Origin of the sequence: Pantoea sp. S18, assembly GCF_045689705.1 — a bacterium.
Taxonomy (GTDB): domain Bacteria; phylum Pseudomonadota; class Gammaproteobacteria; order Enterobacterales; family Enterobacteriaceae; genus Pantoea; species Pantoea symbiotica.
Genome location: NZ_CP142688.1, coordinates 3,865,195 through 3,890,305 on the forward strand (window position 1 = coordinate 3,865,195; position 25,111 = coordinate 3,890,305).

The following is a 25,111-nucleotide window of genomic DNA, read 5'->3' on the forward strand; positions in this document are numbered from 1 at the left end:
TGAACAGGTGAATACTTGGTGAAGAGTTAATATTAAAGTGTTCACCCTGTATCCCTATGTTATTAAATGGATTTTCAACAAGGTGAACAGTGGTGAACACTTATCCATTAACTTTTAAATTTCGCTGTCAGGTTCGTCGCACTGGGGCATCCATTCGTTGGTATCTGGATTGAGCAGAAGGTTTGACCTCATCCCCTGTTTTGTCTTTTTCCTCTCGTACACGTTTCCATACTCCGCCATAGCACCCGGCATATCAGTGCCGAACCGCGTGAGCGATACTGGCTTACTTAGCCCGTTTGAGCGCATGAATTGCAGATAGGCGTGGTACAGATAACGACGCGGGCGGAATGGCGTGATGTCCGCGTTGCCAATCAGCATCCCGTCACAAGCAACTGACGCCATCAGATAGCCGCAAAAATCCACCAGCGAATCTCCGTCACGTTTGATGGCCAGCGCTTCTTCAGATTTCTGCTGCTCAAACAGCAGATGCTTTGCGTCAGACTGGACGGCAAACCGCTCCAGCATGTGACGGATGATCACCGGCAGTTCTGCCTCAATCTTTTCCGTCAGCAGCGGATCGCGCTCACATTCCGGCACGACCTGAGAGAAGTTGAAAATCACCCGGCGCCGCGAGATACCCCCGCTGCGATCGCTGAACGTCATGGCGTTATTGTTCACGGCCAGCACCACGGCGGGAATGCGTGTTGAATAAGGGGGCTTATGCTTGGGGTCAATTGCAACCTTATCGCCCCCCGTAATAGCTTTTATACCCGCACCATCACCGGCATACCGCGTCATATCGGGCATGATGATAAGAGAGAATCCAACCAGCAGCGCCCTTTCACGCGGCTCTTCCAGGGCCTTCATACTTGCAGAAACGGTATTAACCTTGCCTGCCAGCATGGTGCACACCTCAGCCATGACGCTCTTACCGCTCCCCCCCGCGCCCGTAACCTCGAGGAACAATTGCCAGTCATAACGGTTAGCCATAACCATGTACAGTGCGGCCAGAACGCGATCCGCTTTGCGCTGGTTGCCGCCTGTTGACCAGCTCAGCCATTTCCAAAAGGCCGGCGCATGAGTCTGCAGCGATTCCCCTTCTGCAGCCGGAATGAAATCGACGCCACTGGCCATCAGCAACCAGTCGTCTTTTTTATGCTCCCGAAACGCCCCTTTGCGGGTATCAAATACGCCGTTACGGAAGCCGATAAGATGACGTTCGGTTGACCCCATGACTGGCAGGCTCAGCTTCATGGTATCGACCGTGTTTTTCATTGCGGTCATTGAATAAGGCACGCCAGACTCGATGAAGACAGCGGCCATCTCCCGGGCCAGCGATTTATCACTGACAGGCTCCCAGAAAATACCGTTGTAATGATGAACGATGTCAGAATCACCCTGCAGAGAAAGCAGACCATCGTAGTGACTCAGCAGTACCTCACCCCGCTGGCTTGGCCCCATCTGCGCCAGGGATGACGTGGCCGCATCGGTAACGCGTTTCTTCTTATCCGGTTTTGGCAGAGGCCAGAGGCGATTAGCCCGGTCGGAATCGGTCAGAACGGATTTAATACCATCCTCTCCAATCAGACCCGCCACCAGCCTGATGCGGTTTTCCTTTTGCTTTGCGCTATCAGTGAGCAGAAGGCCACGCTGAATGAGCTCATCAGGCGTGACGCCATGGCCAACAACCAGCTTTTTCAGTTGCCCAGCCAGGACACCGTAGGCCGATGATTTATCCTGATGGCGTGCAGCAGCGGCCGCCGCTTCCTTTTTATCCAGATTATGACCATTAACCCACTTATACACGCAGGAGAAGAGCGCATCGGACATGGCTTCATGTTGAAGGATTGAGTCAGTCATTTTGGCAGCCCTCCGCTCATCTGAAACTTACCAAGCAAAGGGTGGTACCAGTATGCTGACCCGTATTTTCGTTTGGCCGAACGCAGTATCAAATGGGCCGCTTCACGAAACTTCTCGTCCTGCACCAGGTAACCACCCGCTTTGTGTCGCAGCAGGATCACACCGGAGTTTTTAGCCAGCTCTTCGGCTTTCTTGGTCGAAATGCCGAACTCCGCTGCCAGCGAGCTGACTGGGGCCATCCCGGGTGGAATGGTGCCGCCCTGTGAGTCCACCAGCGCATTGAGACGAGCCTCGAGATCCTCAACACGCTCGGTAAGTGCTACTACCCGTCCGGCAAGCTCATTGAACTTCACGTTACTGATCATCGTTGCGCTCCTTTCACTTCAGCCGGTTCGGTCATGCCAGAGGACGCAGCTGCATCCAGTTCCTGGCAGGCAAGACAAACGAGTGTCAGTAGCGCATCAATGCACCAGCCCTCCTCGTTATCTCCTGTGGTATCGCTGACGGCACAAATCACGCCGCGCGCCTGGTGAAGGAAATTGCGGGCATTGCAAGATGCATCAATCAGCTCAGAGCGGGTCAGATTATTATGCATGGCTCACCTCCGGGGAAACGGGGATGAAGCTCAAGAACTGTGGGCAATACTGATATTTGGGACGAGTTTGGGTATGCTTGTTCTTAGCCATAGCTGTTACTCCGAGTAACGGTTTGGTAAGAAGCCCGGTTAGTGTTCCCGCACTGCCGGGCTTCGCGCCTTTAAGGTGTATGTCACCTTTATTTTTTAAGCTAGCCCAAAGTGAAATACACCTCAAGTCTTTTTTTCTAACGTATCTTGCGTATACTGAAATACACCTAACATAAGGAGTTCCAGGAATGGCAACAGGTGCCAAGAACGCTAAGTCACAAATGACCACCGTTAGAATCCCCCATGAAGTAATGGAAGATATAGAACGACTACGGGAAGATGGTGAAAGCACCGCAGGTTTTTTGGTTACAGCAGCCAAAGGTGAGATAAAACGCCGCCAACGGAAGTTCGCGCGTGACAATGACGAAGGTTCTCTGTAGCCAGCGTTTACTAGGTAACTCCTTAGTATCCTTTGTCGCTTCAGTAACACTCCAGAGTAATGATTGAAATTCCAAGCTCCCATTTTTGAGAGCGAATTTCGTCGACGCAAATTTTGTACATCAGGATTACCGGCCCATAAGTTCATATTCATGCCAGTTCCCCGTGCTCAGTCAGCCAGCTTTTCGTCGGGCAGGCGAAGGCAGCGACGGCTATGTGGGTTGTTGACGTTATTAACGACTGGAGGATGGCGCACCCACCAGAGCACATCAGAAAGGAGCCAGGCGCAGCTGTTGCGACCAAAGTGGCAACGGGCAGGAAAGCGACCTTCCTGCTCCATCTTCCAGCGCGAAGAGCGGGAAAGACTGGTGATTTCACCGCATTCATCCTCACGAATGCGCTTGTCATATTTGAGAGCATATTCATTGAGAATGGCGCGGCGTTGTTCTGGATTAGGCGGGATAAAGACTGCTTTGGACATGCTGCCTCCACTGTGTTTGTGTTGTTGGAGGCAAGAGTACTGGCTGGTTACACAGGTATCCATCGAGAATGGAATCTATTGAAAGAAAGGTTGATCCATCGAAAGAAATTCAATCCATTGAAAAAAACGCAAAGGTCATTTCGCAAAAATAGACGACATAAAAAGCTGAATTTGTTGAATAAAAACTCAATGGCTGTGATTCATATAACGTTCTGTTAAAGACAGCGAGCAGACATGAACATTAATGAAAGATAATGGATATATAGTAACGATAATCATTAATATCGTTTAGTCATCGCCTATTACCGATTTCAATGCCACGGACGCCTTGGCGGCAAAGGTTGATTTTCCGACGCCTTTTGTCGTTAATGATTCTCGCTCAATCAGGCAAAGCACATCTTTATATATTTCAGAAATAGTTGGCTTATCTGAACGACCATATTTTTTAGATGGGTGCTTATCTGCGAGAAGTTTGATCAGCAGACCCATCATTTTTAAAGTGCCCGCTTCTTCATCTGATTTACGGTGCTGACCTCGACCGGTCTTCCTTACCTGGGCGGCAAGTTCGACAAGTGACCGTCCACCAAAGGCCATCATGTAGTTTTGCCAGTCGTTGGTATAATAAAAAGATTCAATTGCCTCTTTTCCTCGCTCAATGATTTCCTCTGGTGTCACACCTATTCTCATATAATCATGAGCGGCAGCAAATACGAGGTCAGCATCTAACTCTTCAGAAACGCTTCCCACACGAATCTTTAAAAATCGTATGTTTCTGATAACAGACTTTCTTATATCCTGAATTTCCTCAGCGGCTTCATTGCTTATATCTTTAATCTTTGAATTAGGATTTAGTCCATACAGCGCATTTACAACTTCTGTAATCGTAACCAGTCGTTGCGATGCTAATCTTTCAAAAGGGTTAATGTGTAATATTTTCAAATCAATTAGCCTTCAAGATAACAATGTTAGAGTGATTTCCCGCTAGGACGTCCAATCGCTCAACCCACTGACTCAAAGCATTAAGTTTCTCAGGCAGGTACAAACTGCGATTATATATAGCCATAACGCCTGGCATGGAGTGTCCAAGCAACTGCTCTACAACGTGCGGCGCAATACCCATATTATTCATATGCGTTGCAAGCGTTCGTCGTAAATCATGTAATGTCCATGGTTGAGAATGCCCCAGCTTTCTATAAACACTACGGCCCCACTGACTGACTGCTTCGCTATTCTTTACTACACCAAGGAGATAGCCAGATGCTTTTGTTTCATCATATAGCATGTTTATAAATGGACGCATTGCATCCGGTACGGGGCGCACTATCTTTTCACCGCCTTTACTGTGCTCCTTAGGTACTGTCCAGATCCACGCCTCCAAATCCCATTCTTTCCATTCTGATAACCTGACCTCCTGAGTACGACAACCAAACACCATGACCACGTTTAACAGCTTCGTATAATAAGGCTGGAATTTATCTGACGCCGTAATAGCGGCCCACAAATCACCAGCCTCTTTATCATTTAATACCCGATCCTTTTTTGCCTGCTTTTTCCCTACGTCAGGGATAGTCAAATCTTCAAGAGCGGTGCTGATGGCATAGCGACGAACACGGCAAAATTTAAGGGCTTGTTTACACATCTGAAATACATAGCCGGCTGCAACAGGTGTCTTCTTCTTCATGCGATCAAAGCATTCAAGCCAGTAGCGTGTTTCACAATCAGCTAATGCCATTTTACCGATGAAGGGATAAATGTGTTTTTTTAGCTCCGCTTTGTGGCGTTCAACATTGGCACGGTTATCTTCTGCATATTCAGCGATCCAGTACTCAATCGCTTCTTTGACAGTCACCGGCTTTAAAGTCACCTGCGTGGTTAACGCCAGTTGATGTTTAGGGTCTTTACCTGAGGCCAGCCATTGGCGGCACTTGTCACGCGACAAACGTGCATCCTTCAGACTCATATCCGGATATCGGCCTAGCGTTAAGCGATGCAACTTCTGTCCATCAATACGGTAGGTAAACACCCAGCTCAGGCCCCCGGTTTTAGACGCTTTCGCACTCAACCCTGCCCCATCCGCATAGAACTCAATCTTGCCTGTAGGGATGCCATTCAGGGTTTTCAACTTTCGGTCGCTTAACTTATTGAGTTCGCCAGCCATGGATTTAGCCCAAATGTTTATACAAATGTTTATACAGATTCTTCTGCATAACAGCATAAACAACTGAAAGCACTGGAACAATATACAGTGCATAAATTACATCAACCATTTGATTTAAAAGATTTTATAAACAACACAGCAAAACATGAGGACGTAATCTCTGAAAGTACGGCATGAACTAATCTGTTCGTTGCTGCGATAACGCCAGCCTTGCGGCTGGCGTTTTTGTTTCTGCATCACGAGTAATTTCCTGACGTTAGCAACGCATGAAACAATTGGCGCGATAATGGTAACGATAGTTGCAATTGCCGCAGTGATATCCCGCCCCTCTTAGCAACGCCTTTTCCTCCATTTTACTTCGCACTTATTTATCCTTTCATGACGCTTCAGCCCGCTCTCTCTGTGATCATCAACCGCTTCGGCCGTAAGCGTGCAAACTCATACATCCACTCCTGAGCGTTAGCTCACACTGCTTCCATATAGTGAAACTTTTTGCACTATTTGTGATCGTGTCGTCTCGTCATGCTGCCTTTTGGTGCGCCATATTAGCCAGAATCTTCTGAGTGCTTCAGTTTATTAAAAGATCTTTCCAGAGAATTCAGGATTCTGCAAACCTGGCATCAGGTTTGCAGAGTTGTGGATGGCTAACCACCACAGACAGAAAAAAGCGCACATTAAAGTGCGCGCAAACATAACAACACACGATATCGCCACACAGGATGCTTTATGAAAAAGATGATGCTTTCCACTCTGGTTGCTGCAGCCTCGCTGTTAGCCGTTGCTCAACAAGCGCACGCTGGCACCACGCTGGATGCCATTAAGAAGAAAGGTTTTGTACAGTGCGGCATCAGTGACGGCCTGCCAGGCTTCTCTTATGCTGACTCTAACGGCAAATTCACCGGTATTGACGTGGATGTGTGCCGCGCGGCCGCTGCAGCGGTATTTGGCGACGCAACCAAAGTGAAATACACCCCGTTGACCGCGAAAGAGCGCTTCACCGCGCTGCAGTCTGGCGAAGTGGACATCTTGTCTCGTAACACCACATGGACCTCATCGCGCGATGGCGGCATGGGCTTCCTGTTTGCAGGCGTGAACTATTACGACGGTATCGGCTTCCTGACTCACCAGAAAGCCGGTCTTAAAAGTGCTAAAGAGCTGGATGGTGCCACCGTGTGTATTCAGGCCGGTACTGATACCGAGCTGAACGTGGCTGACTACTTCAAAACCCACAAAATGCAGTACACGCCAGTGACCTTTGACCGCTCTGACGAATCCGCCAAAGCGCTCGACAGCGGCCGTTGCGACACCCTTGCTTCTGACCAATCTCAGCTGTATGCGCTGCGCATTAAACTTGGTAAGCCAGACGAGTTCATCGTACTGCCAGAAGTGATCTCCAAAGAGCCGCTGGGTCCGGTTGTGCGTCGCGGTGATGACGATTGGTTCACCATCGTTAAATGGTCACTGTATGCCATGCTGAATGCGGAAGAGATGGGTATCAGCTCTAAAAATGTCGATGACATGGTAGCCAAGCCAACTACGCCGGATATGGCACATCTGCTGGGCGCGGAAGGTGACTTCGGTAAAGACCTGAAGCTCGATAACAAGTGGGCTTACAACATCATCAAACAAGTGGGTAACTATCAGGAAGTGTTCGACCGTAACGTCGGTAAAGACAGCGCACTGAAAATTAAGCGCGGCCAGAATGCGCTGTGGAATGCGGGCGGCATCCAGTACGCTCCGCCAGTTCGTTAATTCCGTCCTGCCAGTCGGGCACCGCATCCTGCGGTGCCCACGCGTAATCTTCACTGAGGTTTTCACATGTCGCAACGCCCAACCGTAAAAAGGGATTTTTCGTTCGGTAATCCTACGGTTCGCGCCTGGCTTTACCAGATCGTCGCGATTGTTGCCGTGCTTGCTGTGGTGGGATATTTAATCCACAACACCGTAATCAACCTGGCCAATCGTGGCATCACTTCCGGATTCGGGTTTCTGGATCGCAGTGCCGGCTTCGGCATTGTCCAGCACCTGATCGATTACACCGAAGGCGACACCTACGCGCGCGTGTTTATGGTGGGGTTGACCAATACCCTGCTGGTTTCCGCGCTCTGTATTGTATTCGCTTCGATCCTTGGCTTTGCCGTTGGTCTGGCTCGCTTGTCTGAGAACTGGCTGCTGCGCAAGCTTTCAACCATTTATATCGAGACCTTCCGTAATATCCCGCCGCTGCTGCAGATCTTTTTCTGGTACTTTGCGGTACTGCGTAACCTGCCCGGCCCGCGTCAGGCACTCAACGCGTTTGATTTGGCATTCGTCAGCAATCGCGGTTTGTATATCCCGTGGCCTGAATACGCGCCTGGTACCTGGCCATTTCTGATTGCGCTGGCGTTAGCGGTGCTGGGTTGCGTGGCGCTGTTCCGCTACAACCGCAAGCATCAGTTAAAAACTGGCCAACTGCGTCGCACCTGGCCGGCTGCGGTTGGGCTGCTGGTGTTACTGCCGCTGATTGCTCATACCCTGTTTGGCGTTGCCATGCATTGGGATGTGCCGGAACTGCGTGGATTTAACTTCCGTGGCGGTTTCGTGATGATCCCTGAGCTCGCCGCGTTGACTCTCGCGCTGTCGGTTTATACCTCGTCGTTCATCGCCGAAGTGATTCGCTCCGGTATTCAGTCGGTACCGCATGGTCAAAATGAAGCCGCACGTTCGCTCGGCTTACCTAATCCAGTGACCATGCGTCAGGTGATCATCCCGCAGGCCATGCGTGTGATTATCCCGCCACTGACCAGCCAGTATCTGAATATCGTGAAAAACTCATCGCTGGCGGCCGCTATCGGCTATCCAGACATGGTCTCGCTATTTGCCGGTACCGTGCTGAACCAAACCGGTCAGGCGATTGAAACTATCGCGATTACCATGGCGGTCTACCTGATTATCAGCCTGATCATTTCACTGCTGATGAACCTCTACAATCGCAAAATTGCGCTGGTTGAGCGTTAAGAGAACGGGATCATTATGTCTGTTACTACACATGAAACACCGCCGATTCCGACCAATCCACTCAGTAAGGCTTGGCTATGGGCACGCAAAAATCTGTTCTCCAGCTGGCTGAATACGCTGCTGACGTTGTTCAGCATCTGGCTTATCTGGAATGTGATTCCTCCGGCACTGAACTGGCTGGTATTTCAGGCTAACTGGATTGGTGAGACCCGTGCAGATTGCACCAAAGAAGGCGCATGTTGGGTGTTTATCCATGCACGCTTTGGCCAGTTTATGTATGGGCTCTATCCGCATGAGCTGCGCTGGCGCATCAATCTGTCGCTGGTCATCGGCTTACTGTCGATCATTCCGATGTTCATCAAATCGATGCCGCGTCGCGGTCGCTATATCGCCTGCTGGGCGGTGGTCTATCCGATTGTGGTTTGGTTCCTGATGTATGGCGGCTATTTCGGTTTAGAGCGCGTAGAGACTCGCCAGTGGGGCGGCCTGACATTGACGCTGATTATCGCGTCAGTGGGGATTGCCGGCGCGCTGCCGTTGGGGATTTTACTGGCGCTGGGCCGCCGCTCAGAAATGCCGGTGGTGCGTACACTTTCGATCATCTTCATTGAGTTCTGGCGTGGTGTACCGCTGATCACCGTACTGTTTATGTCGTCGGTCATGCTGCCGCTGTTTATGGCGGAAGGCACCACCATCGATAAACTGGTGCGTGCACTGGTTGGCGTGATCTTGTTCCAGTCAGCTTATGTCGCGGAAGTGGTGCGTGGCGGTTTGCAGGCGCTACCGAAAGGCCAATATGAAGCTGCGGAATCGCTGTCGCTGGGCTACTGGAAAACCCAGATGCTGGTGATTTTACCGCAGGCACTCAAGATGACCATTCCCGGCCTGGTGAACACCATCATTGCGCTGTTTAAAGATACCAGCCTGGTGATCATCATCGGCCTATTCGATCTCTTCAGTAGCGTGCAGCAAGCCACCGTCGACCCAACCTGGTTGGGGATGTCGACAGAAGGCTATGTGTTTGCTGCCATGGTTTACTGGATTTTCTGTTTTAGCATGTCGCGCTATAGCCAGTATCTGGAGAAGCGTTTTCACACCGGGCGTGCATCGCACTGAGGTTTAACATGACACAAACTATGACTAATGCGGCTGATGCCATGATGATTACACTCGAAAACGTTAACAAATGGTACGGTCAGTTCCATGTACTGAAAGACATCAACTTAAAAGTAAAACCACGTGAGCGTATCGTATTGTGCGGACCTTCTGGCTCGGGTAAATCGACGACAATTCGTTGTATCAACCACCTCGAAGAACATCAGCAAGGACGTATCGTGGTGGATGGTATCCATCTCAATCACGATGTGCGCAATATTGAACGTGTTCGTACCGAAGTAGGCATGGTTTTCCAACATTTCAATCTTTTCCCGCATCTTACCGTTCTGCAAAACTGTACGCTGGCGCCGATTTGGGTACGCAAAATGCCGAAGAAAGAAGCGGAAGAGTTGGCCATGCATTACCTCCAGCGTGTGCGCATTGCCGAGCATGCGCATAAGTTTCCTGGCCAGCTTTCCGGCGGCCAACAGCAACGTGTTGCGATCGCCCGCTCACTCTGTATGAAGCCGAAAATTATGCTGTTTGATGAGCCAACTTCAGCGCTCGATCCTGAGATGGTGAAAGAAGTGCTCGATACGATGATTGGCCTGGCAGAAGATGGCATGACCATGCTGTGTGTTACCCATGAGATGGGATTTGCGCGTACCGTGGCGGACCGCGTGATCTTTATGGATCGCGGTGAAATTGTTGAAGAAGCTCCACCTCAGGAGTTCTTCGCTAACCCGAAATCAGAACGTACGCGTGCATTTCTGTCGCAAGTAATTCATTAATATCCAGATAGTGAGATTGAAAATCGCCTCTGCCTCAAAGCAGGGGCTTTTTTATAACTGCAATTTTAATGGGGTGCTTTTGGGTGGCATTGAAGGTTTTGATGCATACAAAAAAGCCCTGAACTTTCGTTCAGGGCTTCTGTGTTTGATGCCTGGCAGTTCCCTACTCTCGCATGGGGAGACCCCACACTACCATCGGCGCTACGGCGTTTCACTTCTGAGTTCGGCATGGGGTCAGGTGGGACCACCGCGCTAAAGCCGCCAGGCAAATTCTGTAATTTACCGAACTCACGCTTTAAAACTGGTGCTGATACCCAGAGTCGAACTGGGGACCTCACCCTTACCAAGGGTGCGCTCTACCAACTGAGCCATATCAGCACACTTTAATTTGATGCCTGGCAGTTCCCTACTCTCGCATGGGGAGACCCCACACTACCATCGGCGCTACGGCGTTTCACTTCTGAGTTCGGCATGGGGTCAGGTGGGACCACCGCGCTAAAGCCGCCAGGCAAATTCCTGCGCAAAAACGAATAACATTCGCTTCCGCTGATTCTTTAATCCGTAAAACAAGCTGAAAATCCGGTCTCTCAGACCAAAACGCCTCTGGCGTTGTAAGGTTAAGCCTCACGGGTCATTAGTACCGGTTAGCTCAACGCATCGCTGCGCTTACACATCCGGCCTATCAACGTCGTAGTCTTCAACGTCCCTTCAGGACTCTCAAGGAGTCAGGGAGAACTCATCTCGGGGCAAGTTTCGTGCTTAGATGCTTTCAGCACTTATCTTTTCCGCACTTAGCTACCGGGCAATGCCATTGGCATGACAACCCGAACACCAGTGGTGCGTTCACTCCGGTCCTCTCGTACTAGGAGCAACCCCCCTCAATTCTCCAGCGCCCACGGCAGATAGGGACCGAACTGTCTCACGACGTTCTAAACCCAGCTCGCGTACCACTTTAAACGGCGAACAGCCGTACCCTTGGGACCTACTTCAGCCCCAGGATGTGATGAGCCGACATCGAGGTGCCAAACACCGCCGTCGATATGAACTCTTGGGCGGTATCAGCCTGTTATCCCCGGAGTACCTTTTATCCGTTGAGCGATGGCCCTTCCATTCAGAACCACCGGATCACTATGACCTGCTTTCGCACCTGCTCGAGCCGTCACTCTCGCAGTCAAGCTGGCTTATGCCATTGCACTAACCTCCTGATGTCCGACCAGGATTAGCCAACCTTCGTGCTCCTCCGTTACTCTTTGGGAGGAGACCGCCCCAGTCAAACTACCCACCAGACACTGTCCGCAGCCCGGATCACGGGCCTACGTTAGAACATCAAACATTAAAGGGTGGTATTTCAAGGTTGGCTCCACGCAGACTGGCGTCCACGCTTCAAAGCCTCCCACCTATCCTACACATCAAGGCTCAATGTTCAGTGTCAAGCTATAGTAAAGGTTCACGGGGTCTTTCCGTCTTGCCGCGGGTACACTGCATCTTCACAGCGATTTCAATTTCACTGAGTCTCGGGTGGAGACAGCCTGGCCATCATTACGCCATTCGTGCAGGTCGGAACTTACCCGACAAGGAATTTCGCTACCTTAGGACCGTTATAGTTACGGCCGCCGTTTACCGGGGCTTCGATCAAGAGCTTCTCCTTGCGGATAACCCCATCAATTAACCTTCCGGCACCGGGCAGGCGTCACACCGTATACGTCCACTTTCGTGTTTGCACAGTGCTGTGTTTTTAATAAACAGTTGCAGCCAGCTGGTATCTTCGACTGGCTTCGGCTCGGGGAGCAAGTCCCTCTACCTACGCGCCAGCGTGCCTTCTCCCGAAGTTACGGCACCATTTTGCCTAGTTCCTTCACCCGAGTTCTCTCAAGCGCCTTGGTATTCTCTACCTGACCACCTGTGTCGGTTTGGGGTACGATTTCGTGTTACCTGGAGCTTAGAGGCTTTTCCTGGAAGCAGGGCATCAGTTACTTCACCACCGTGGTGGCTCGTCATCACGCCTCAGCCTTAAGATATCCCGGATTTACCAAAGATATCAGCCTACACGCTTAAACCGGGACAACCGTCGCCCGGATAACCTAGCCTTCTCCGTCCCCCCTTCGCAGTAACACCAAGTGCAGGAATATTAACCTGCTTCCCATCGACTACGCTTTTCAGCCTCGCCTTAGGGGTCGACTCACCCTGCTCCGATTAACGTTGAACAGGAACCCTTGGTCTTCCGGCGAGCGGGCTTTTCACCCGCTTTATCGTTACTTATGTCAGCATTCGCACTTCTGATACCTCCAGCACCCCTCACAGGACACCTTCAACGGCTTACAGAACGCTCCCCTACCCAACAACACATAGTGTCGCTGCCGCAGCTTCGGTGCATGGTTTAGCCCCGTTACATCTTCCGCGCAGGCCGACTCGACCAGTGAGCTATTACGCTTTCTTTAAATGATGGCTGCTTCTAAGCCAACATCCTGGCTGTCTGTGCCTTCCCACATCGTTTCCCACTTAACCATGACTTTGGGACCTTAGCTGGCGGTCTGGGTTGTTTCCCTCTTCACGACGGACGTTAGCACCCGCCGTGTGTCTCCCGTGATAACATTCTTCGGTATTCGCAGTTTGCATCGGGTTGGTAAGCCGGGATGGCCCCCTAGCCGAAACAGTGCTCTACCCCCGAAGATGAGTTCACGAGGCGCTACCTAAATAGCTTTCGGGGAGAACCAGCTATCTCCCGGTTTGATTGGCCTTTCACCCCCAGCCACAAGTCATCCGCTAATTTTTCAACATTAGTCGGTTCGGTCCTCCAGTTAGTGTTACCCAACCTTCAACCTGCCCATGGCTAGATCACCGGGTTTCGGGTCTATACCCTGCAACTTAACGCCCAGTTAAGACTCGGTTTCCCTGCGGCTCCCCTATACGGTTAACCTTGCTACAGAATATAAGTCGCTGACCCATTATACAAAAGGTACGCAGTCACCCCATAAATGAGGCTCCCACTGCTTGTACGTACACGGTTTCAGGTTCTGTTTCACTCCCCTCGCCGGGGTTCTTTTCGCCTTTCCCTCACGGTACTGGTTCACTATCGGTCAGTCAGGAGTATTTAGCCTTGGAGGATGGTCCCCCCATATTCAGACAGGATACCACGTGTCCCGCCCTACTCTTCGAACTCACAGTATGTGCACTTTCGTGTACGGGGCTATCACCCGGTATCGCGCGACTTTCCAGACGCTTCCACTAACGCACAAACTGATTCAGGTTCTGGGCTGTTCCCCGTTCGCTCGCCGCTACTGGGGGAATCTCGGTTGATTTCTTTTCCTCTGGGTACTTAGATGTTTCAGTTCCCCAGGTTCGCCTCGCAACACTATGTATTCATGTTGCGATGATGCACTGAGTGCACCGGGTTTCCCCATTCGGACATCGTCGGCTGTAGCGGTTCATATCACCTTACCGACGCTTTACGCAGATTAGCACGTCCTTCATCGCCTCTGACTGCCAGGGCATCCACCGTGTACGCTTAGTCGCTTAACCTCACAACCCACAGGCGTTTTGCAACGCGTGCAGACTGCAAGCATTTGAGAGACTCGAACATATCGCAGCTTCATTCTTATTACGGAGAATGAATACGATACGTCGTTTCAATTTTCAGCTTGTTCCGGATTGTTAAAGAGCATAATACTTCGCAGCACACCGTTTCCGGTACGCTCTGAAGTATTGTTTTGAGTCACTGTAATGGTGGAGCTAAGCGGGATCGAACCGCTGACCTCCTGCGTGCAAGGCAGGCGCTCTCCCAGCTGAGCTATAGCCCCATACAGTTACTGCAGAGACCACTACTACCACTCACCAGGAGTTCCGTTTTCGACAAACGGTAATTTCTTTTCAGGCAAGGCAAAGTGTCGCGACGTATAGTTCACTATACGAGCGGCGCTTTAACGCAGCATGAGAAGAAATTTGGTAGGCCTGAGTGGACTTGAACCACCGACCTCACCCTTATCAGGGGTGCGCTCTAACCACCTGAGCTACAAGCCTGTAGAGGTTTTTTCTGCTCGTTACTTTCTATCAGACAATCTGTGTGAGCACTACGCGGGAAGGTATCTTCAGGTAAGGAGGTGATCCAACCGCAGGTTCCCCTACGGTTACCTTGTTACGACTTCACCCCAGTCATGAATCACAAAGTGGTAAGCGCCCTCCCGAAGGTTAAGCTACCTACTTCTTTTGCAACCCACTCCCATGGTGTGACGGGCGGTGTGTACAAGGCCCGGGAACGTATTCACCGTAGCATTCTGATCTACGATTACTAGCGATTCCGACTTCACGGAGTCGAGTTGCAGACTCCGATCCGGACTACGACGCACTTTATGAGGTCCGCTTGCTCTCGCGAGGTCGCTTCTCTTTGTATGCGCCATTGTAGCACGTGTGTAGCCCTACTCGTAAGGGCCATGATGACTTGACGTCATCCCCACCTTCCTCCAGTTTATCACTGGCAGTCTCCTTTGAGTTCCCGGCCGAACCGCTGGCAACAAAGGATAAGGGTTGCGCTCGTTGCGGGACTTAACCCAACATTTCACAACACGAGCTGACGACAGCCATGCAGCACCTGTCTCAGAGTTCCCGAAGGCACCAAAGCATCTCTGCTAAGTTCTCTGGATGTCAAGAGTAGGTAAGGTTCTTCGCGTTGCATCGAATTAAACCACATGCTCCACCGCTTGTGCGGGCCCCCGTCAATTCATTTGAGTTTTAACCTTGCGGCCGTACTCCCCAGGCGGTCGACTTAACGCGTTAGCTCCGGAAGCCACTCCTCAAGGGAACAACCTCCAAGTCGACATCGTTTACGGCGTGGACTACCAGGGTATCTAATCCTGTTTGCTCCCCACGCTTTCGCACCTGAGCGTCAGTCTTTGTCCAGGGGGCCGCCTTCGCCACCGGTATTCCTCCAGATCTCTACGCATTTCACCGCTACACCTGGAATTCTACCCCCCTCTACAAGACTCTAGCCTGCCAGTTTCGAATGCAGTTCCCAGGTTAAGCCCGGGGATTTCACATCCGACTTGACAGACCGCCTGCGTGCGCTTTACGCCCAGTAATTCCGATTAACGCTTGCACCCTCCGTATTACCGCGGCTGCTGGCACGGAGTTAGCCGGTGCTTCTTCTGCGGGTAACGTCAATCGGTGAAGTTATTAACTCCACCGCCTTCCTCCCCGCTGAAAGTACTTTACAACCCGAAGGCCTTCTTCATACACGCGGCATGGCTGCATCAGGCTTGCGCCCATTGTGCAATATTCCCCACTGCTGCCTCCCGTAGGAGTCTGGACCGTGTCTCAGTTCCAGTGTGGCTGGTCATCCTCTCAGACCAGCTAGGGATCGTCGCCTAGGTGAGCCATTACCCCACCTACTAGCTAATCCCATCTGGGCACATCCGATGGTGTGAGGCCCGAAGGTCCCCCACTTTGGTCTTGCGACGTTATGCGGTATTAGCTACCGTTTCCAGTAGTTATCCCCCTCCATCGGGCAGTTTCCCAGACATTACTCACCCGTCCGCCACTCGTCACCCGAGAGCAAGCTCTCTGTGCTACCGTTCGACTTGCATGTGTTAGGCCTGCCGCCAGCGTTCAATCTGAGCCATGATCAAACTCTTCAATTTAAGTTTGATTTGCTGAAACAAGTTCAGCGGTGCTCATCTGTAAAACGTCATAATGAATTTCATTATGTGTTCACTCGTGAGGCTTTGATATTTTTTACGTCCGGAGACGCTGATATCAATCCTGCGAGTGCCCACACAGATTGTCTGATAAATTGTTAAAGAGCGTTGCGAGCAGCGGCTGAACCGTCTGTCGCGAGGTGGCGTATACTACGCTACTCTCCTTCGGAGTCAAACACTTTTTTCAGCGTTTTCATCCGGCGGGATGAATTTCTTCACTCCCTGCTGAGCCGTCTGCGTTACCGCTTTGCCGTCTCAGTGGTGGCGCATTATAGGGATCCGAATTTTTTGCACAACCCCTTTTTTCGATCTTTTTAATCGACTGGCGAGTTTTCACTCTTTTCGCTGCGATCGCGAGCGATCCGCTCAAAAATCATCTTGTTTATCCGCCTTTTAAGCCGCAGGCTTGGGTAAAAACGTAAAAGGAGAAGATCATGTCTACAGCCCTACGACCTTATAAGAACCATTTTCCACAACGAGGCGATCGCGTGATGATCGACAGCAGCAGCGTGGTGGTGGGTGAAGTACAACTTGCCGATGACGTAAGCATCTGGCCGCTGGTTGCAATTCGCGGTGACGTCAATAAAGTCGTGATAGGTAAAAGAAGCAATATTCAGGATGGCAGCGTACTGCATGTCACTCACAAGTCCACCAGCAACCCAGAAGGTTATCCGCTGATTGTCGGCGAAGATGTCACAGTAGGGCATAAGGCGATGCTGCACGGCTGTACTATCGGCAATCGCGTATTGGTTGGTATGGGATCCATTCTACTGGACGGCGTGATCGTTGAAGATGATGTGATGATTGGCGCTGGCAGTTTGGTGCCGCCGGGTAAACGGCTGGAAAGTGGCTACCTGTATTTAGGCAGCCCGGTTAAACAAGTGCGCCCGCTCAGTGAAGCGGAGATTGCCGGGCTGCTTTATTCGTCCAACAACTATGTGGGTTGGAAGAATGAATATCTCGATCAGGAAAGCCAAACTCATCCCTGATCGCCAACCTTATACCTGCTGCATCGATTGCTTCAGTTTGGCAATCACTGGCGTGATCTCTGGCATCACGCCATGCCATAAATGGAAAGCGTGAGCGGCTTGCCCCACTAACATGCCAACACCGTCCGCAAGATGTTGCGCGCCCTGCTGCTGACACCACACTAAGAATGGTGTCAAACCTTGTTGATAAAACATGTCGTAGCACCGCGTTTGCGCCTGAATTAGCGATGTGCCCAACGCCGGAACTTTGCCATCAACACCGCTTGAGGTGGCATTAATGATCAGATCAAATTGCTGATCTGCTAATTGCTCAAAGCTGGCCGCTTTAATATCTCCGCTATGCTGGAAAATCTCTGCCAGCTGCTCGGCGCGTTCCACGGTGCGATTCACCACCACCAGCGAACATCCGAATGAAAGCAGAGGCAGGATCACGCCACGCGCAGCACCACCGGCGCCCACCAGCAGAATTTGATCGCCGGGATGGATCATCTGCAATCGTTCCAGATCGCTGAGCAAACCGATGCCATCCGTGTTATCGCCGAAGATCTTGCCCTGCGCATCTTTCTTTAAGGTGTTAACCGCACCAGATAATGCTGCGCGCTCGCTGAGCTCATCAGCAAATTCCCACGCCTGCTGTTTAAAAGGCAGTGTGACATTGGCACCTTTACCGCCTTGCGCAAAGAAATCCGCGATCGACTGTGGAAATCCCTCAAGTGGCGCGCACTCCTTGCCATATTGATGCTCAATGCCAGTTTGCTCAGCGAACAGGCGGTGAATGAAAGGAGATTTACTATGCGCAATGGGATGACCAAAAACGGCAAAATTTTCCATGAATTAGCCCTGACGAATAAGTTCACCGCTAATGACGTCGCGGATTTCAGAAGGATTCAGTCGCCCACCTGTTTCAGCATGCAAGACCGGGAACTGCGGACCAAATTGCTTAGCAACCTCATCCGCATTACGGCATGGCGGTTCGCCGGAAAGATTGGCGCTGGTCGAAACCAGAGGTTTACCAAAACCACGACACAAAGCCTGTACGTCCGGATGATCGCTAACGCGAATGGCCAGTGAGTCGAAACGCCCGGTTAACCAGCGCGGCGTATGTGGCGAGGCGGGCACCACATAGGTCACCGGGCCTGGCCAACTTGCAAACATACGCTCGCGCTGCAGCACCGAGAGTTCACGATCTGCGATATAAGGTTCCAGCTGCGCGTAATCGGACGCAATCAAAATGAGTCCTTTCTCGACTGGGCGCTGCTTGAGCGCCAAAAGCGCCATTACGGCCTCTTCGCTATCGGGATCGCAGCCCAATCCAAATACGGCTTCGGTTGGATAGGCGATAACTTCCTGTTGCTGTAGCTTCTCAATGCAATAATCGAGACTACCCGCTGGATACTGACTTGGCTTCATGATGATGATTCGTCCTGGACGATAGGCTTACCGCAGCGTTTGCTGGCGCAGAAGCGCTTCATGCCTTGTGCGGTTTTCTTCTCTATTAATAATGGGAACTGGCAATGCGGGCAAACGCCTTCAACCGGCGCTGCGTTAAGGACAAACTGACAATCTGGATAGCGATCGCAGGAGTAGAAGGTTTTGCCATAGCGCGAGCGCCGTTGTACCAGTTTACCGTTCTGACATTGCGGACAGGCGATAGCTGTTTCATCTGGCTTATCGATGGTTTCGGTGTAATCACATTCCGGATAATGACTGCAACCCACGAACATGCCAAATCGTCCCTGACGCAGAACTTTGTCTGCGCCACACTGAGGGCACGCATGGCCTTCCAGTACTTTAACGACATGACCATCTCCCTGACTTTTCAGCGGGCGGATGTAATCGCAAGTTGGATAATTCACACACCCCAGAAAAGGGCCGTGTTTGCCAGAACGTATAACTAATTCTGCCCCGCAAGCGGGGCAGGGATCGTGTTTAGGCACGGAGAATAGTGCTGATTTACTCATATTACCGGTTGCATCAATCGCAGATTATTAATGCAGCATACCTTCATTGACGTCGAATAACAGTTCTTCCATTTGCTGATAGGCGTTTTCACATCCTGGGATGTTAAACAGCACCATCAACACCACCCATTTGAGATCTTCAAGATCGAATTCGAGGGTATCAAGGGCCATTACACGTTCGATGACCATTTCGCGCGTTTCCATATTCAGCACCTGGACCTGTTCCAGGAACAAAATAAAACCGCGACATTCTGCATCTAAGCGCTGGTTTTCCTCTTCGGTGTAGATTCGCATTGAGAGCGGATCGTTTGCCATGAGTACAGGCGCAACCAAGCCTTCCTGATAATCCGCTAACCGTTCAAGCCAATTCAACGCATTGTAGATATCTTCACGATGAAAACCGGCATCGGTTAAATCATCGGTCAATTTATCCTGATCAACGCGCATTTCAGCTTCGTTGTGGATATACGTCTCAAACAAGTACATAAGTACGTCGAACATGGCATGCCCTCCTCAATCGGACATAGCCGCCGGGTACAGCTGCGATCCATCCTGCTAACTCCAGCTCCAGCAGATGAGCTGCGATAACTGGCACAGGTTGGCCGGCACGTTCAGCGACGACGTCAACAGGTGTAACCTCATCACCTACGTTAGCCAACACAGTTGCAAATGGCAATGGCACATCGTCACTGTGTTGTGAATATATTGTTTCTGAACTGCTATCAGGCAACCATTGAAGTGTTGAATGTAAATCTTCAAGGATATTGTTGGGATGCGCCACCAGCAGCGCGCCTTGCTGGATAAGCCAGTGCGTTCCTTCACTGCCGGGATTGCCTAGCGCGCCGGGTAACGCATAAACGTTACGATTTTGTTCCAAAGCGTAGCGTGCCGTCACCAGCGATCCGCTTTTCAAAGTGGCCTCAATCACCAATACGCCAAGGCTTAAACCACTGATGATGCGATTACGTCGGGGAAAATTCACCGCATGCGGTGCCGTATCAAGGGGGAATTCCGAGATCAGTGCGCCACCGCCGGTGATGATCTCGCGTGCCAGCGCTTGATGACTTTTAGGGTAAATATGCTGTAGTCCGCTACCTAACACCGCCACAGTTTTACCCTGCGCTTCTAGCGCGGCACGATGCGCCACGCCATCAATTCCACGCGCCAGGCCGCTGGTGATGGTCAATCCACTCAGCGCCAATTGCTGTGTAAACCAGCTTCCCCACTGCTTACCATAATGCGTGCAATGACGGCTGCCCACGACACCGATTTGGGGCGTCTGCAAGGCATCCAAACTTCCAGCGACATACAGCAATGAGGGTCTTCGACTGATTTCCGCTAACGTTGATGGATAATGTTCATCGATACAGGAAACTAGCTGATGCTGTTCATCCTGCAGCCACAGATGCGTTCGTTCTAACTGGCGTGGACACAGCACTTTAAACTGTTGTCGCTGGGTTTCGTTTAATCCCTGATCCTGTAAAAGATCGTCATCAACCTGAGCATTACTCTGCAATGCATGAGCTAAATGTCTGACAACCTGACCGCTTAAGCCTTTCACATTTGCTAGCCTAAGCATCCATTCAATTCTCTCCATGCTGCACTCCCTGTCAGCCGCGCTATCATGCGGTGCAATGCTGTCAATCAGGCATCAAAAAGTCTACAATATGAGGCAGTAATCTTTTCTTTAACGCATACAGATCTGGATATTTATGTCAGTTTTGCAGGTATTACATTTCCCTGATGATCGCCTTCGCAAAATCGCTGCGCCGGTGGCAACCGTAAACGCAGACGTTCAGCGTATTGTCGACGACATGTTTGAAACCATGTACGCCGAAGAAGGTATTGGTTTAGCGGCGACTCAGGTCGATATTCATCAGCGCATCATTGTTATTGATGTTTCAGAAAACCGTGATGAGCGTTTGGTACTGATCAATCCGGAACTGCTGGAAAAAAGCGGTGAAACCGGTATTGAAGAAGGCTGCCTTTCCATCCCTGAACAACGTGCTTTTGTGCCGCGCGCAGAGTGGGTAAAAGTGCGTGCGCAGGATCGCGACGGTAAAAGCTTTGAGCTGGAAACCGACGGTCTGCTGGCAATTTGTATCCAGCATGAAATCGATCATCTCGATGGCAAACTTTTCATTGATTATCTGTCGCCACTGAAACGTCAGCGTATCAAACAGAAGCTGGAAAAATTGGCCCGCCTTAACGCACGCGAAGATTAAGTGCTAATAGAAGGTTAAACTGTGTCTGCACCGCTCAAAATTATCTTTGCCGGTACACCTGACTTTGCAGCGCGTCATTTAGACGCGCTGCTTGCTTCTGAGCATCAGGTTGTTGGCGTCTTTACCCAGCCCGATCGTCCAGCCGGACGCGGAAACAAGCTTACGCCAAGCCCAGTCAAAGTCCTGGCACAGGCGCACGATATTCCCGTATTTCAGCCAAAATCCCTGAAGCATGAAGAGAATCAGCATCTGGTTGCCGATCTGCAGGCCGATATTATGGTGGTGGTCGCTTATGGCTTGATCCTGCCGAAAGCCGTGTTGGCGATGCCGCGCCTGGGTTGTATTAATGTGCATGGTTCGCTGCTGCCACGCTGGCGCGGTGCGGCCCCAATCCAACGCTCTCTTTGGGCCGGCGATACCGAAACCGGTGTCACCATCATGCAGATGGATGTTGGCCTTGATACCGGCGATATGCTGCATAAACTCTCCTGCCCGATTACGGCTGAAGATACCAGCGCTTCGCTGTATGAGAAACTGGCGCAACTCGGTCCACAAGGCATGCTGTTAACGCTGGATCTTCTGGCAAGTGGTAATGCTAAGCCAGAAGTTCAGGATGAAGCGCTGGTCTCTTATGCCGAGAAGTTGAGTAAAGAAGAAGCACGACTCGATTGGTCACTTTCAGCAGCGCAGTTGGAACGTTGTATTCGTGCCTTCAATCCATGGCCAATGAGCTATTTCATGATTGAAGAACAACCGGTAAAAGTCTGGCGGGCAACGGTTTTGCCGCATCAGAACAAACAACCCGGTGAAATCGTTCATGCTGATAAACAAGGCATTCAGATTGCAACGGCCGATGGTGTGCTGAATCTGGTATCGCTGCAACCTGCCGGTAAAAAAGCCATGTCCGCTCAGGACCTGCTCAATTCGCGCCGCGAATGGTTCGTACCTGGAACCGTTCTGGCCTGATCTTCCAAGCCCGGTTTGACCGGGCTTTTTGTTTGATGAAATAACATGAAAAAAGCTACCAACTTGCGCAGCCTGGCCGCGCAACTCATTGAACGCGTTGTGGACAAAGGCGAATCGCTAAGTGCCATTTTGCCGGGCGCGCAAAAGACCTTATCCGATAAAGATAGCGCGCTGCTGCAAGAGCTATGTTTTGGTGTGATGCGCACGCTGCCGCAGCTGGAAGCCTTAATCGGCAAACTGATGGAGCGCACGTTAACTGGTAAGCAACGAGTATTGCATTACCTGTTGATGGTTGGCCTTTATCAGCTGCTTTATACCCGCGTGCCGGCCCATGCTGCACTGGCAGAAACCGTAGCAGGTGCTGAAGTGCTGAAGCGTACGGCTTTGAAAGGCCTGTTAAACGGCGTGTTGCGCCAGTTCCTGCGCCAGCAAGAAGCGCTGTTAGCCGAAGTCGATCAGGGTTCGCAACGCTACTGGCACCCAAGCTGGTTGCTGAAACGTCTGCAAGCTGCATGGCCAGAACAATGGCAACAGATTGTTGAAGCCAACAATCAGCGACCGCCGATGTGGCTGCGCGTCAATCGCCAGCTTCACAGTCGTGATGCCTGGCTGGTGCTATTGCAGGCAGAAGAGAAAGTGGCTTTTCCTGGCGATGCGCAAGATGCATTGCGTCTGGAATCACCCGCTCCAGTAAGCCAGCTGCCGGGCTTCGATCAGGGTTGGGTAACGGTGCAGGATCTTTCAGCACAACGTTGCGCACTGCTGCTTGAGCCAAAAGATGGGGAAACTATTCTCGATCTCTGCGCTGCTCCGGGTGGTAAAACCACACATATCCTCGAAATCGCACCGCAGGCCAAAGTATTAGCTGTCGATGTTGACCCGCAACGCCTGCTTCGCGTGCATGAGAACTTGCAGCGCTTAGGCATGCAGGCTGAAGTGCGTCAGGGCGATGGCCGTACACCGGCAGAATGGTGCGGTGATATGCAGTTTGATCGCATCCTGCTCGATGCGCCCTGCTCTGCCACAGGTGTAATTCGTCGTCATCCAGACATCAAGTGGCTGCGTCGCGATCGTGATATTCCTGAGCTGGCGAATCTGCAGCGTGAAATTCTTGAGGCCGTTTGGCCGCGTCTGAAATCTGGCGGCACGATGATTTATGCCACCTGCTCAATATTGCCGGAAGAGAACCACAACCAAATCAGCGCCTTTTTGGCAGCGCACAGCGACGCCGTGGCTGAGACGTTGCCACAGGGACAAACCAATGGCTGGCAGGTTTTCCCGACCATCGATGGCGGCGACGGCTTCTTCTACGCTAAGCTGATGAAAAAATAGTGCTGCGCACGCTGACAAGAGCATCTAAGCCATGAAAATCATTATCCTCGGCGCCGGTCAGGTCGGCGGAACCCTGGCAGAAAATTTGGTCGGGGAAAATAACGATATTACCGTCGTCGACAGCGATGCCACGCGTTTGCGTGTGTTGCAGGACAAATTTGATCTGCGCGTAGTGCATGGTCACGGATCCCATCCGCGTATTTTGCGTGAAGCCGGTGCTGAAGATGCGGATATGTTGGTGGCGGTAACCAACTCCGATGAAACCAATATGGTGGCTTGTCAGATTGCGTATTCGCTTTTCAATACGCCCAATCGTATCGCGCGTATTCGTGCCGCTGAATACTTACGCGACGCTGAAAAGCTGTTTGTGCCGGAAGCCGTGCCGATTGATCATCTAATCTCTCCTGAACAGTTGGTGATCGACAATATCTACCGTTTGATTCAGTATCCTGGCGCACTTCAGGTAGTGAATTTTGCCGAAGGCAAAGTGAGCCTCGCGGTGGTAAAAGCCTATTATGGCGGCCCGCTGGTCGGGAATCCTTTGTCGATCATGCGGGAACATATGCCGCATATTGATACGCGAGTCGCGGCGATTTTCCGCCAGGATCGCCCAATTCGGCCGCAGGGTTCTACGATTGTGGAAGCCGGCGATGAAGTGTTCTTTATTGCCGCGAGCCAGCATATTCGAGCGGTAATGAGCGAAATGCAGCGTCTGGAAAAACCGTATAAGCGCATCATGCTGGTTGGCGGCGGAAATATCGGCTTTGGATTGGCGCAGCGCCTCGAAAAACAGTACAGCGTGAAGTTGATTGAACGTAATCAACAGCGCGCGGCAGAACTAGCGGAGCGTTTGCACGATACCATCGTGTTTTACGGCGATGCTTCGGATCAGGAATTACTGGCCGAAGAGCATGTCGATCAGGTGGATCTCTTCATTGCGGTCACTAACGATGATGAAGCCAATATAATGTCAGCCATGCTGGCCAAGAAAATGGGCGCTAAAAAAGTGATGGTGCTGATCCAGCGCCGCGCCTATGTTGATCTTGTTCAAGGCAGCGTGATCGACATTGCGATCTCGCCGCAACAAGCCACCATCTCGGCGCTGCTTAGCCACGTACGTAAAGCAGATATCGTTGGCGTTTCTTCATTACGTCGCGGTATTGCAGAAGCCATCGAAGCTATCGCACATGGCGATGAAACAACTTCTCGCGTGGTTGGACGCCTAATAGAAGATATTAAGCTGCCGCCGGGAACCATTATCGGTGCTGTAGTGCGCGGTGATGAGGTGATTATCGCCAATGATAACGTGCGTGTTGAACAGGGCGACCACGTAATTATGTTCCTGACGGATAAGAAGTTTGTACCCGATGTTGAGCGCCTATTCCAGCCAAGTCCATTCTTCCTGTAAAAGCTGCGGGCGAAGGCCCGCCGTGAAAGTTTTACTTAATCCATTGTTCTAATGGCAATTGCACAAAGGTTTGTTAGACTTTAGCCATTGGCCAAGGC

Annotated in this window: 21 protein-coding genes, 3 tRNA genes and 4 rRNA genes; 10 read left to right on the forward strand and 18 right to left on the reverse strand. The window is 51.2% G+C overall.

The annotated features are described in order from the left end of the window. Positions 1–114: 114 nt before the first annotated feature. Genes VIJ98_RS17890 through VIJ98_RS17900 form a run of 3 tightly spaced genes read right to left on the reverse strand, consistent with a single transcriptional unit; the run spans position 115 to position 2,455 of the window. Positions 115–1,860 carry a primase-like DNA-binding domain-containing protein gene (locus VIJ98_RS17890; protein ID WP_323275333.1) on the reverse strand — a complete coding sequence of 582 codons (1,746 nt, stop codon included), beginning with the start codon at positions 1,858–1,860 and terminating at the stop codon, positions 115–117. Beyond that, positions 1,857–2,225, reverse strand: a complete 369-nt coding sequence (locus VIJ98_RS17895; RefSeq protein ID WP_323275335.1) for a hypothetical protein — start codon at positions 2,223–2,225, stop codon at positions 1,857–1,859. The genes VIJ98_RS17890 and VIJ98_RS17895 overlap by 4 nt, the downstream gene beginning before the upstream one ends. After that, on the reverse strand, positions 2,222–2,455 hold the full coding sequence (locus tag VIJ98_RS17900) for a hypothetical protein (RefSeq protein ID WP_323275338.1): 234 nt from the start codon (positions 2,453–2,455) through the stop codon (positions 2,222–2,224). Before VIJ98_RS17900 ends, VIJ98_RS17895 begins: the two co-directional genes overlap by 4 nt. 278 nt (positions 2,456–2,733) lie before the next feature. On the opposite strand from VIJ98_RS17900, the gene VIJ98_RS17905 reads away from it, so the two are divergent. After that, complete coding sequence (locus VIJ98_RS17905) at positions 2,734–2,925, forward strand: YlcI/YnfO family protein (RefSeq protein ID WP_323275340.1); 192 nt, start codon at positions 2,734–2,736, stop codon at positions 2,923–2,925. Positions 2,926–3,092: 167 nt separating this feature from the next. On the opposite strand, the gene VIJ98_RS17910 is transcribed toward VIJ98_RS17905, so the two are convergent. The 3 genes from VIJ98_RS17910 to VIJ98_RS17920 all read right to left on the reverse strand — a co-directional run bounded on the left by VIJ98_RS17910 (position 3,093) and on the right by VIJ98_RS17920 (position 5,562). Then, positions 3,093–3,404 (reverse strand): AlpA family phage regulatory protein, encoded by a 312-nt coding sequence (locus VIJ98_RS17910; protein WP_323275342.1) that lies wholly within the window; start codon positions 3,402–3,404, stop codon positions 3,093–3,095. Positions 3,405–3,692: 288 nt separating this feature from the next. Beyond that, on the reverse strand, positions 3,693–4,343 hold the full coding sequence (locus VIJ98_RS17915; RefSeq protein ID WP_323275344.1) for a hypothetical protein: 651 nt from the start codon (positions 4,341–4,343) through the stop codon (positions 3,693–3,695). 1 nt (position 4,344) lies between these two features. Beyond that, positions 4,345–5,562: an integrase arm-type DNA-binding domain-containing protein gene (locus tag VIJ98_RS17920; protein WP_323275346.1), complete on the reverse strand. Its 1,218-nt coding sequence runs from the start codon at positions 5,560–5,562 to the stop codon at positions 4,345–4,347. 726 nt (positions 5,563–6,288) lie between these two features. On the opposite strand from VIJ98_RS17920, the gene VIJ98_RS17925 reads away from it, so the two are divergent. From VIJ98_RS17925 to VIJ98_RS17940, 4 genes are all read left to right on the forward strand, one after another. Beyond that, positions 6,289–7,314, forward strand: coding sequence for an amino acid ABC transporter substrate-binding protein (locus VIJ98_RS17925; RefSeq protein WP_008105971.1), 1,026 nt, complete (start codon positions 6,289–6,291; stop codon positions 7,312–7,314). 66 nt (positions 7,315–7,380) lie between these two features. Further along, positions 7,381–8,559 (forward strand): amino acid ABC transporter permease, encoded by a 1,179-nt coding sequence (locus tag VIJ98_RS17930; RefSeq protein WP_008105973.1) that lies wholly within the window; start codon positions 7,381–7,383, stop codon positions 8,557–8,559. 15 nt (positions 8,560–8,574) lie between these two features. Continuing rightward, positions 8,575–9,675 (forward strand): amino acid ABC transporter permease, encoded by a 1,101-nt coding sequence (locus tag VIJ98_RS17935; RefSeq protein WP_061720212.1) that lies wholly within the window; start codon positions 8,575–8,577, stop codon positions 9,673–9,675. Positions 9,676–9,683: 8 nt separating this feature from the next. Beyond that, positions 9,684–10,445, forward strand: a complete 762-nt coding sequence (locus VIJ98_RS17940) for an amino acid ABC transporter ATP-binding protein (RefSeq protein ID WP_061720213.1) — start codon at positions 9,684–9,686, stop codon at positions 10,443–10,445. 150 nt (positions 10,446–10,595) lie between these two features. Here the strand turns inward: VIJ98_RS17940 and rrf (VIJ98_RS17945) are convergent. From rrf (VIJ98_RS17945) to VIJ98_RS17975, 7 genes are all read right to left on the reverse strand, one after another. Further along, a 5S ribosomal RNA gene (rrf, locus tag VIJ98_RS17945) occupies positions 10,596–10,711 on the reverse strand. Between the two features lie 36 nt (positions 10,712–10,747). Next, a tRNA-Thr gene (locus VIJ98_RS17950) sits at positions 10,748–10,823 on the reverse strand. Positions 10,824–10,838: 15 nt separating this feature from the next. Next, positions 10,839–10,954: ribosomal RNA gene (rrf, locus tag VIJ98_RS17955) — 5S ribosomal RNA — on the reverse strand. Between the two features lie 104 nt (positions 10,955–11,058). Further along, positions 11,059–13,964: ribosomal RNA gene (locus VIJ98_RS17960) — 23S ribosomal RNA — on the reverse strand. Between the two features lie 202 nt (positions 13,965–14,166). Further along, positions 14,167–14,242 (reverse strand) — tRNA-Ala (locus VIJ98_RS17965). Positions 14,243–14,385: 143 nt separating this feature from the next. Next, positions 14,386–14,462, reverse strand: a tRNA-Ile gene (locus VIJ98_RS17970). A 73-nt stretch (positions 14,463–14,535) separates the two neighbouring features. Continuing rightward, a 16S ribosomal RNA gene (locus VIJ98_RS17975) occupies positions 14,536–16,075 on the reverse strand. Together the 16S, 23S and 5S rRNA genes with 3 tRNA genes alongside form the textbook arrangement of a ribosomal RNA operon. 491 nt (positions 16,076–16,566) lie before the next feature. On the opposite strand from VIJ98_RS17975, the gene VIJ98_RS17980 reads away from it, so the two are divergent. After that, positions 16,567–17,121 (forward strand): gamma carbonic anhydrase family protein, encoded by a 555-nt coding sequence (locus VIJ98_RS17980; RefSeq protein ID WP_323275348.1) that lies wholly within the window; start codon positions 16,567–16,569, stop codon positions 17,119–17,121. Between the two features lie 9 nt (positions 17,122–17,130). On the opposite strand, the gene aroE is transcribed toward VIJ98_RS17980, so the two are convergent. From aroE to dprA, 5 genes are read right to left on the reverse strand one after another with little or no spacing between them, the layout of a single operon-like run. Further along, complete coding sequence (gene aroE, locus VIJ98_RS17985) at positions 17,131–17,952, reverse strand: shikimate dehydrogenase (protein ID WP_258144068.1); 822 nt, start codon at positions 17,950–17,952, stop codon at positions 17,131–17,133. A gap of 3 nt (positions 17,953–17,955) precedes the next feature. Next, entirely contained in the window at positions 17,956–18,531 is a 576-nt protein-coding gene (gene tsaC / locus VIJ98_RS17990) for an L-threonylcarbamoyladenylate synthase type 1 TsaC (RefSeq protein ID WP_258144069.1), read from the reverse strand. Further along, the gene (locus VIJ98_RS17995; RefSeq protein WP_008104712.1) at positions 18,528–19,082 is read right to left on the reverse strand and encodes a type I DNA topoisomerase; all 555 of its coding nucleotides are present in this window, start codon (positions 19,080–19,082) and stop codon (positions 18,528–18,530) included. Before VIJ98_RS17995 ends, tsaC begins: the two co-directional genes overlap by 4 nt. A 27-nt stretch (positions 19,083–19,109) precedes the next feature. Further along, positions 19,110–19,583, reverse strand: a complete 474-nt coding sequence (smg, locus tag VIJ98_RS18000; RefSeq protein WP_007891699.1) for a DUF494 family protein Smg — start codon at positions 19,581–19,583, stop codon at positions 19,110–19,112. Continuing rightward, entirely contained in the window at positions 19,555–20,679 is a 1,125-nt protein-coding gene (gene dprA / locus VIJ98_RS18005) for a DNA-protecting protein DprA (RefSeq protein ID WP_323275351.1), read from the reverse strand. Before dprA ends, smg begins: the two co-directional genes overlap by 29 nt. Before the next feature lie 115 nt (positions 20,680–20,794). Between dprA and def the strand changes: the two genes are divergently transcribed. From def to trkA, 4 genes are read left to right on the forward strand one after another with little or no spacing between them, the layout of a single operon-like run. Then, the gene (gene def / locus VIJ98_RS18010; protein ID WP_008104717.1) at positions 20,795–21,307 is read left to right on the forward strand and encodes a peptide deformylase; all 513 of its coding nucleotides are present in this window, start codon (positions 20,795–20,797) and stop codon (positions 21,305–21,307) included. A gap of 21 nt (positions 21,308–21,328) precedes the next feature. Next, positions 21,329–22,273, forward strand: coding sequence for a methionyl-tRNA formyltransferase (gene fmt / locus VIJ98_RS18015; protein ID WP_323275353.1), 945 nt, complete (start codon positions 21,329–21,331; stop codon positions 22,271–22,273). Positions 22,274–22,318: 45 nt separating this feature from the next. Then, complete coding sequence (gene rsmB / locus VIJ98_RS18020) at positions 22,319–23,605, forward strand: 16S rRNA (cytosine(967)-C(5))-methyltransferase RsmB (protein ID WP_323275355.1); 1,287 nt, start codon at positions 22,319–22,321, stop codon at positions 23,603–23,605. 31 nt (positions 23,606–23,636) lie between these two features. Beyond that, entirely contained in the window at positions 23,637–25,013 is a 1,377-nt protein-coding gene (gene trkA / locus VIJ98_RS18025; protein ID WP_007891694.1) for a Trk system potassium transporter TrkA, read from the forward strand. The last annotated feature ends 98 nt before the right edge of the window (positions 25,014–25,111 follow it).

Coding starts and splice junctions, on each gene's coding strand:
- VIJ98_RS17890 (WP_323275333.1), bottom strand. CDS start 1,860: ATGACTGACTCAATCCTTCAACATGAAGCCATGTCCGATGCGCTCTTC.
- VIJ98_RS17895 (WP_323275335.1), bottom strand. CDS start 2,225: ATGATCAGTAACGTGAAGTTCAATGAGCTTGCCGGACGGGTAGTAGCA.
- VIJ98_RS17900 (WP_323275338.1), bottom strand. CDS start 2,455: ATGCATAATAATCTGACCCGCTCTGAGCTGATTGATGCATCTTGCAAT.
- VIJ98_RS17905 (WP_323275340.1), top strand. CDS start 2,734: ATGGCAACAGGTGCCAAGAACGCTAAGTCACAAATGACCACCGTTAGA.
- VIJ98_RS17910 (WP_323275342.1), bottom strand. CDS start 3,404: ATGTCCAAAGCAGTCTTTATCCCGCCTAATCCAGAACAACGCCGCGCC.
- VIJ98_RS17920 (WP_323275346.1), bottom strand. CDS start 5,562: ATGGCTGGCGAACTCAATAAGTTAAGCGACCGAAAGTTGAAAACCCTG.
- VIJ98_RS17925 (WP_008105971.1), top strand. CDS start 6,289: ATGAAAAAGATGATGCTTTCCACTCTGGTTGCTGCAGCCTCGCTGTTA.
- VIJ98_RS17930 (WP_008105973.1), top strand. CDS start 7,381: ATGTCGCAACGCCCAACCGTAAAAAGGGATTTTTCGTTCGGTAATCCT.
- VIJ98_RS17935 (WP_061720212.1), top strand. CDS start 8,575: ATGTCTGTTACTACACATGAAACACCGCCGATTCCGACCAATCCACTC.
- VIJ98_RS17940 (WP_061720213.1), top strand. CDS start 9,684: ATGACACAAACTATGACTAATGCGGCTGATGCCATGATGATTACACTC.
- VIJ98_RS17980 (WP_323275348.1), top strand. CDS start 16,567: ATGTCTACAGCCCTACGACCTTATAAGAACCATTTTCCACAACGAGGC.
- aroE (WP_258144068.1), bottom strand. CDS start 17,952: ATGGAAAATTTTGCCGTTTTTGGTCATCCCATTGCGCATAGTAAATCT.
- tsaC (WP_258144069.1), bottom strand. CDS start 18,531: ATGAAGCCAAGTCAGTATCCAGCGGGTAGTCTCGATTATTGCATTGAG.
- VIJ98_RS17995 (WP_008104712.1), bottom strand. CDS start 19,082: ATGAGTAAATCAGCACTATTCTCCGTGCCTAAACACGATCCCTGCCCC.
- smg (WP_007891699.1), bottom strand. CDS start 19,583: ATGTTCGACGTACTTATGTACTTGTTTGAGACGTATATCCACAACGAA.
- dprA (WP_323275351.1), bottom strand. CDS start 20,679: ATGGAGAGAATTGAATGGATGCTTAGGCTAGCAAATGTGAAAGGCTTA.
- def (WP_008104717.1), top strand. CDS start 20,795: ATGTCAGTTTTGCAGGTATTACATTTCCCTGATGATCGCCTTCGCAAA.
- rsmB (WP_323275355.1), top strand. CDS start 22,319: ATGAAAAAAGCTACCAACTTGCGCAGCCTGGCCGCGCAACTCATTGAA.
- trkA (WP_007891694.1), top strand. CDS start 23,637: ATGAAAATCATTATCCTCGGCGCCGGTCAGGTCGGCGGAACCCTGGCA.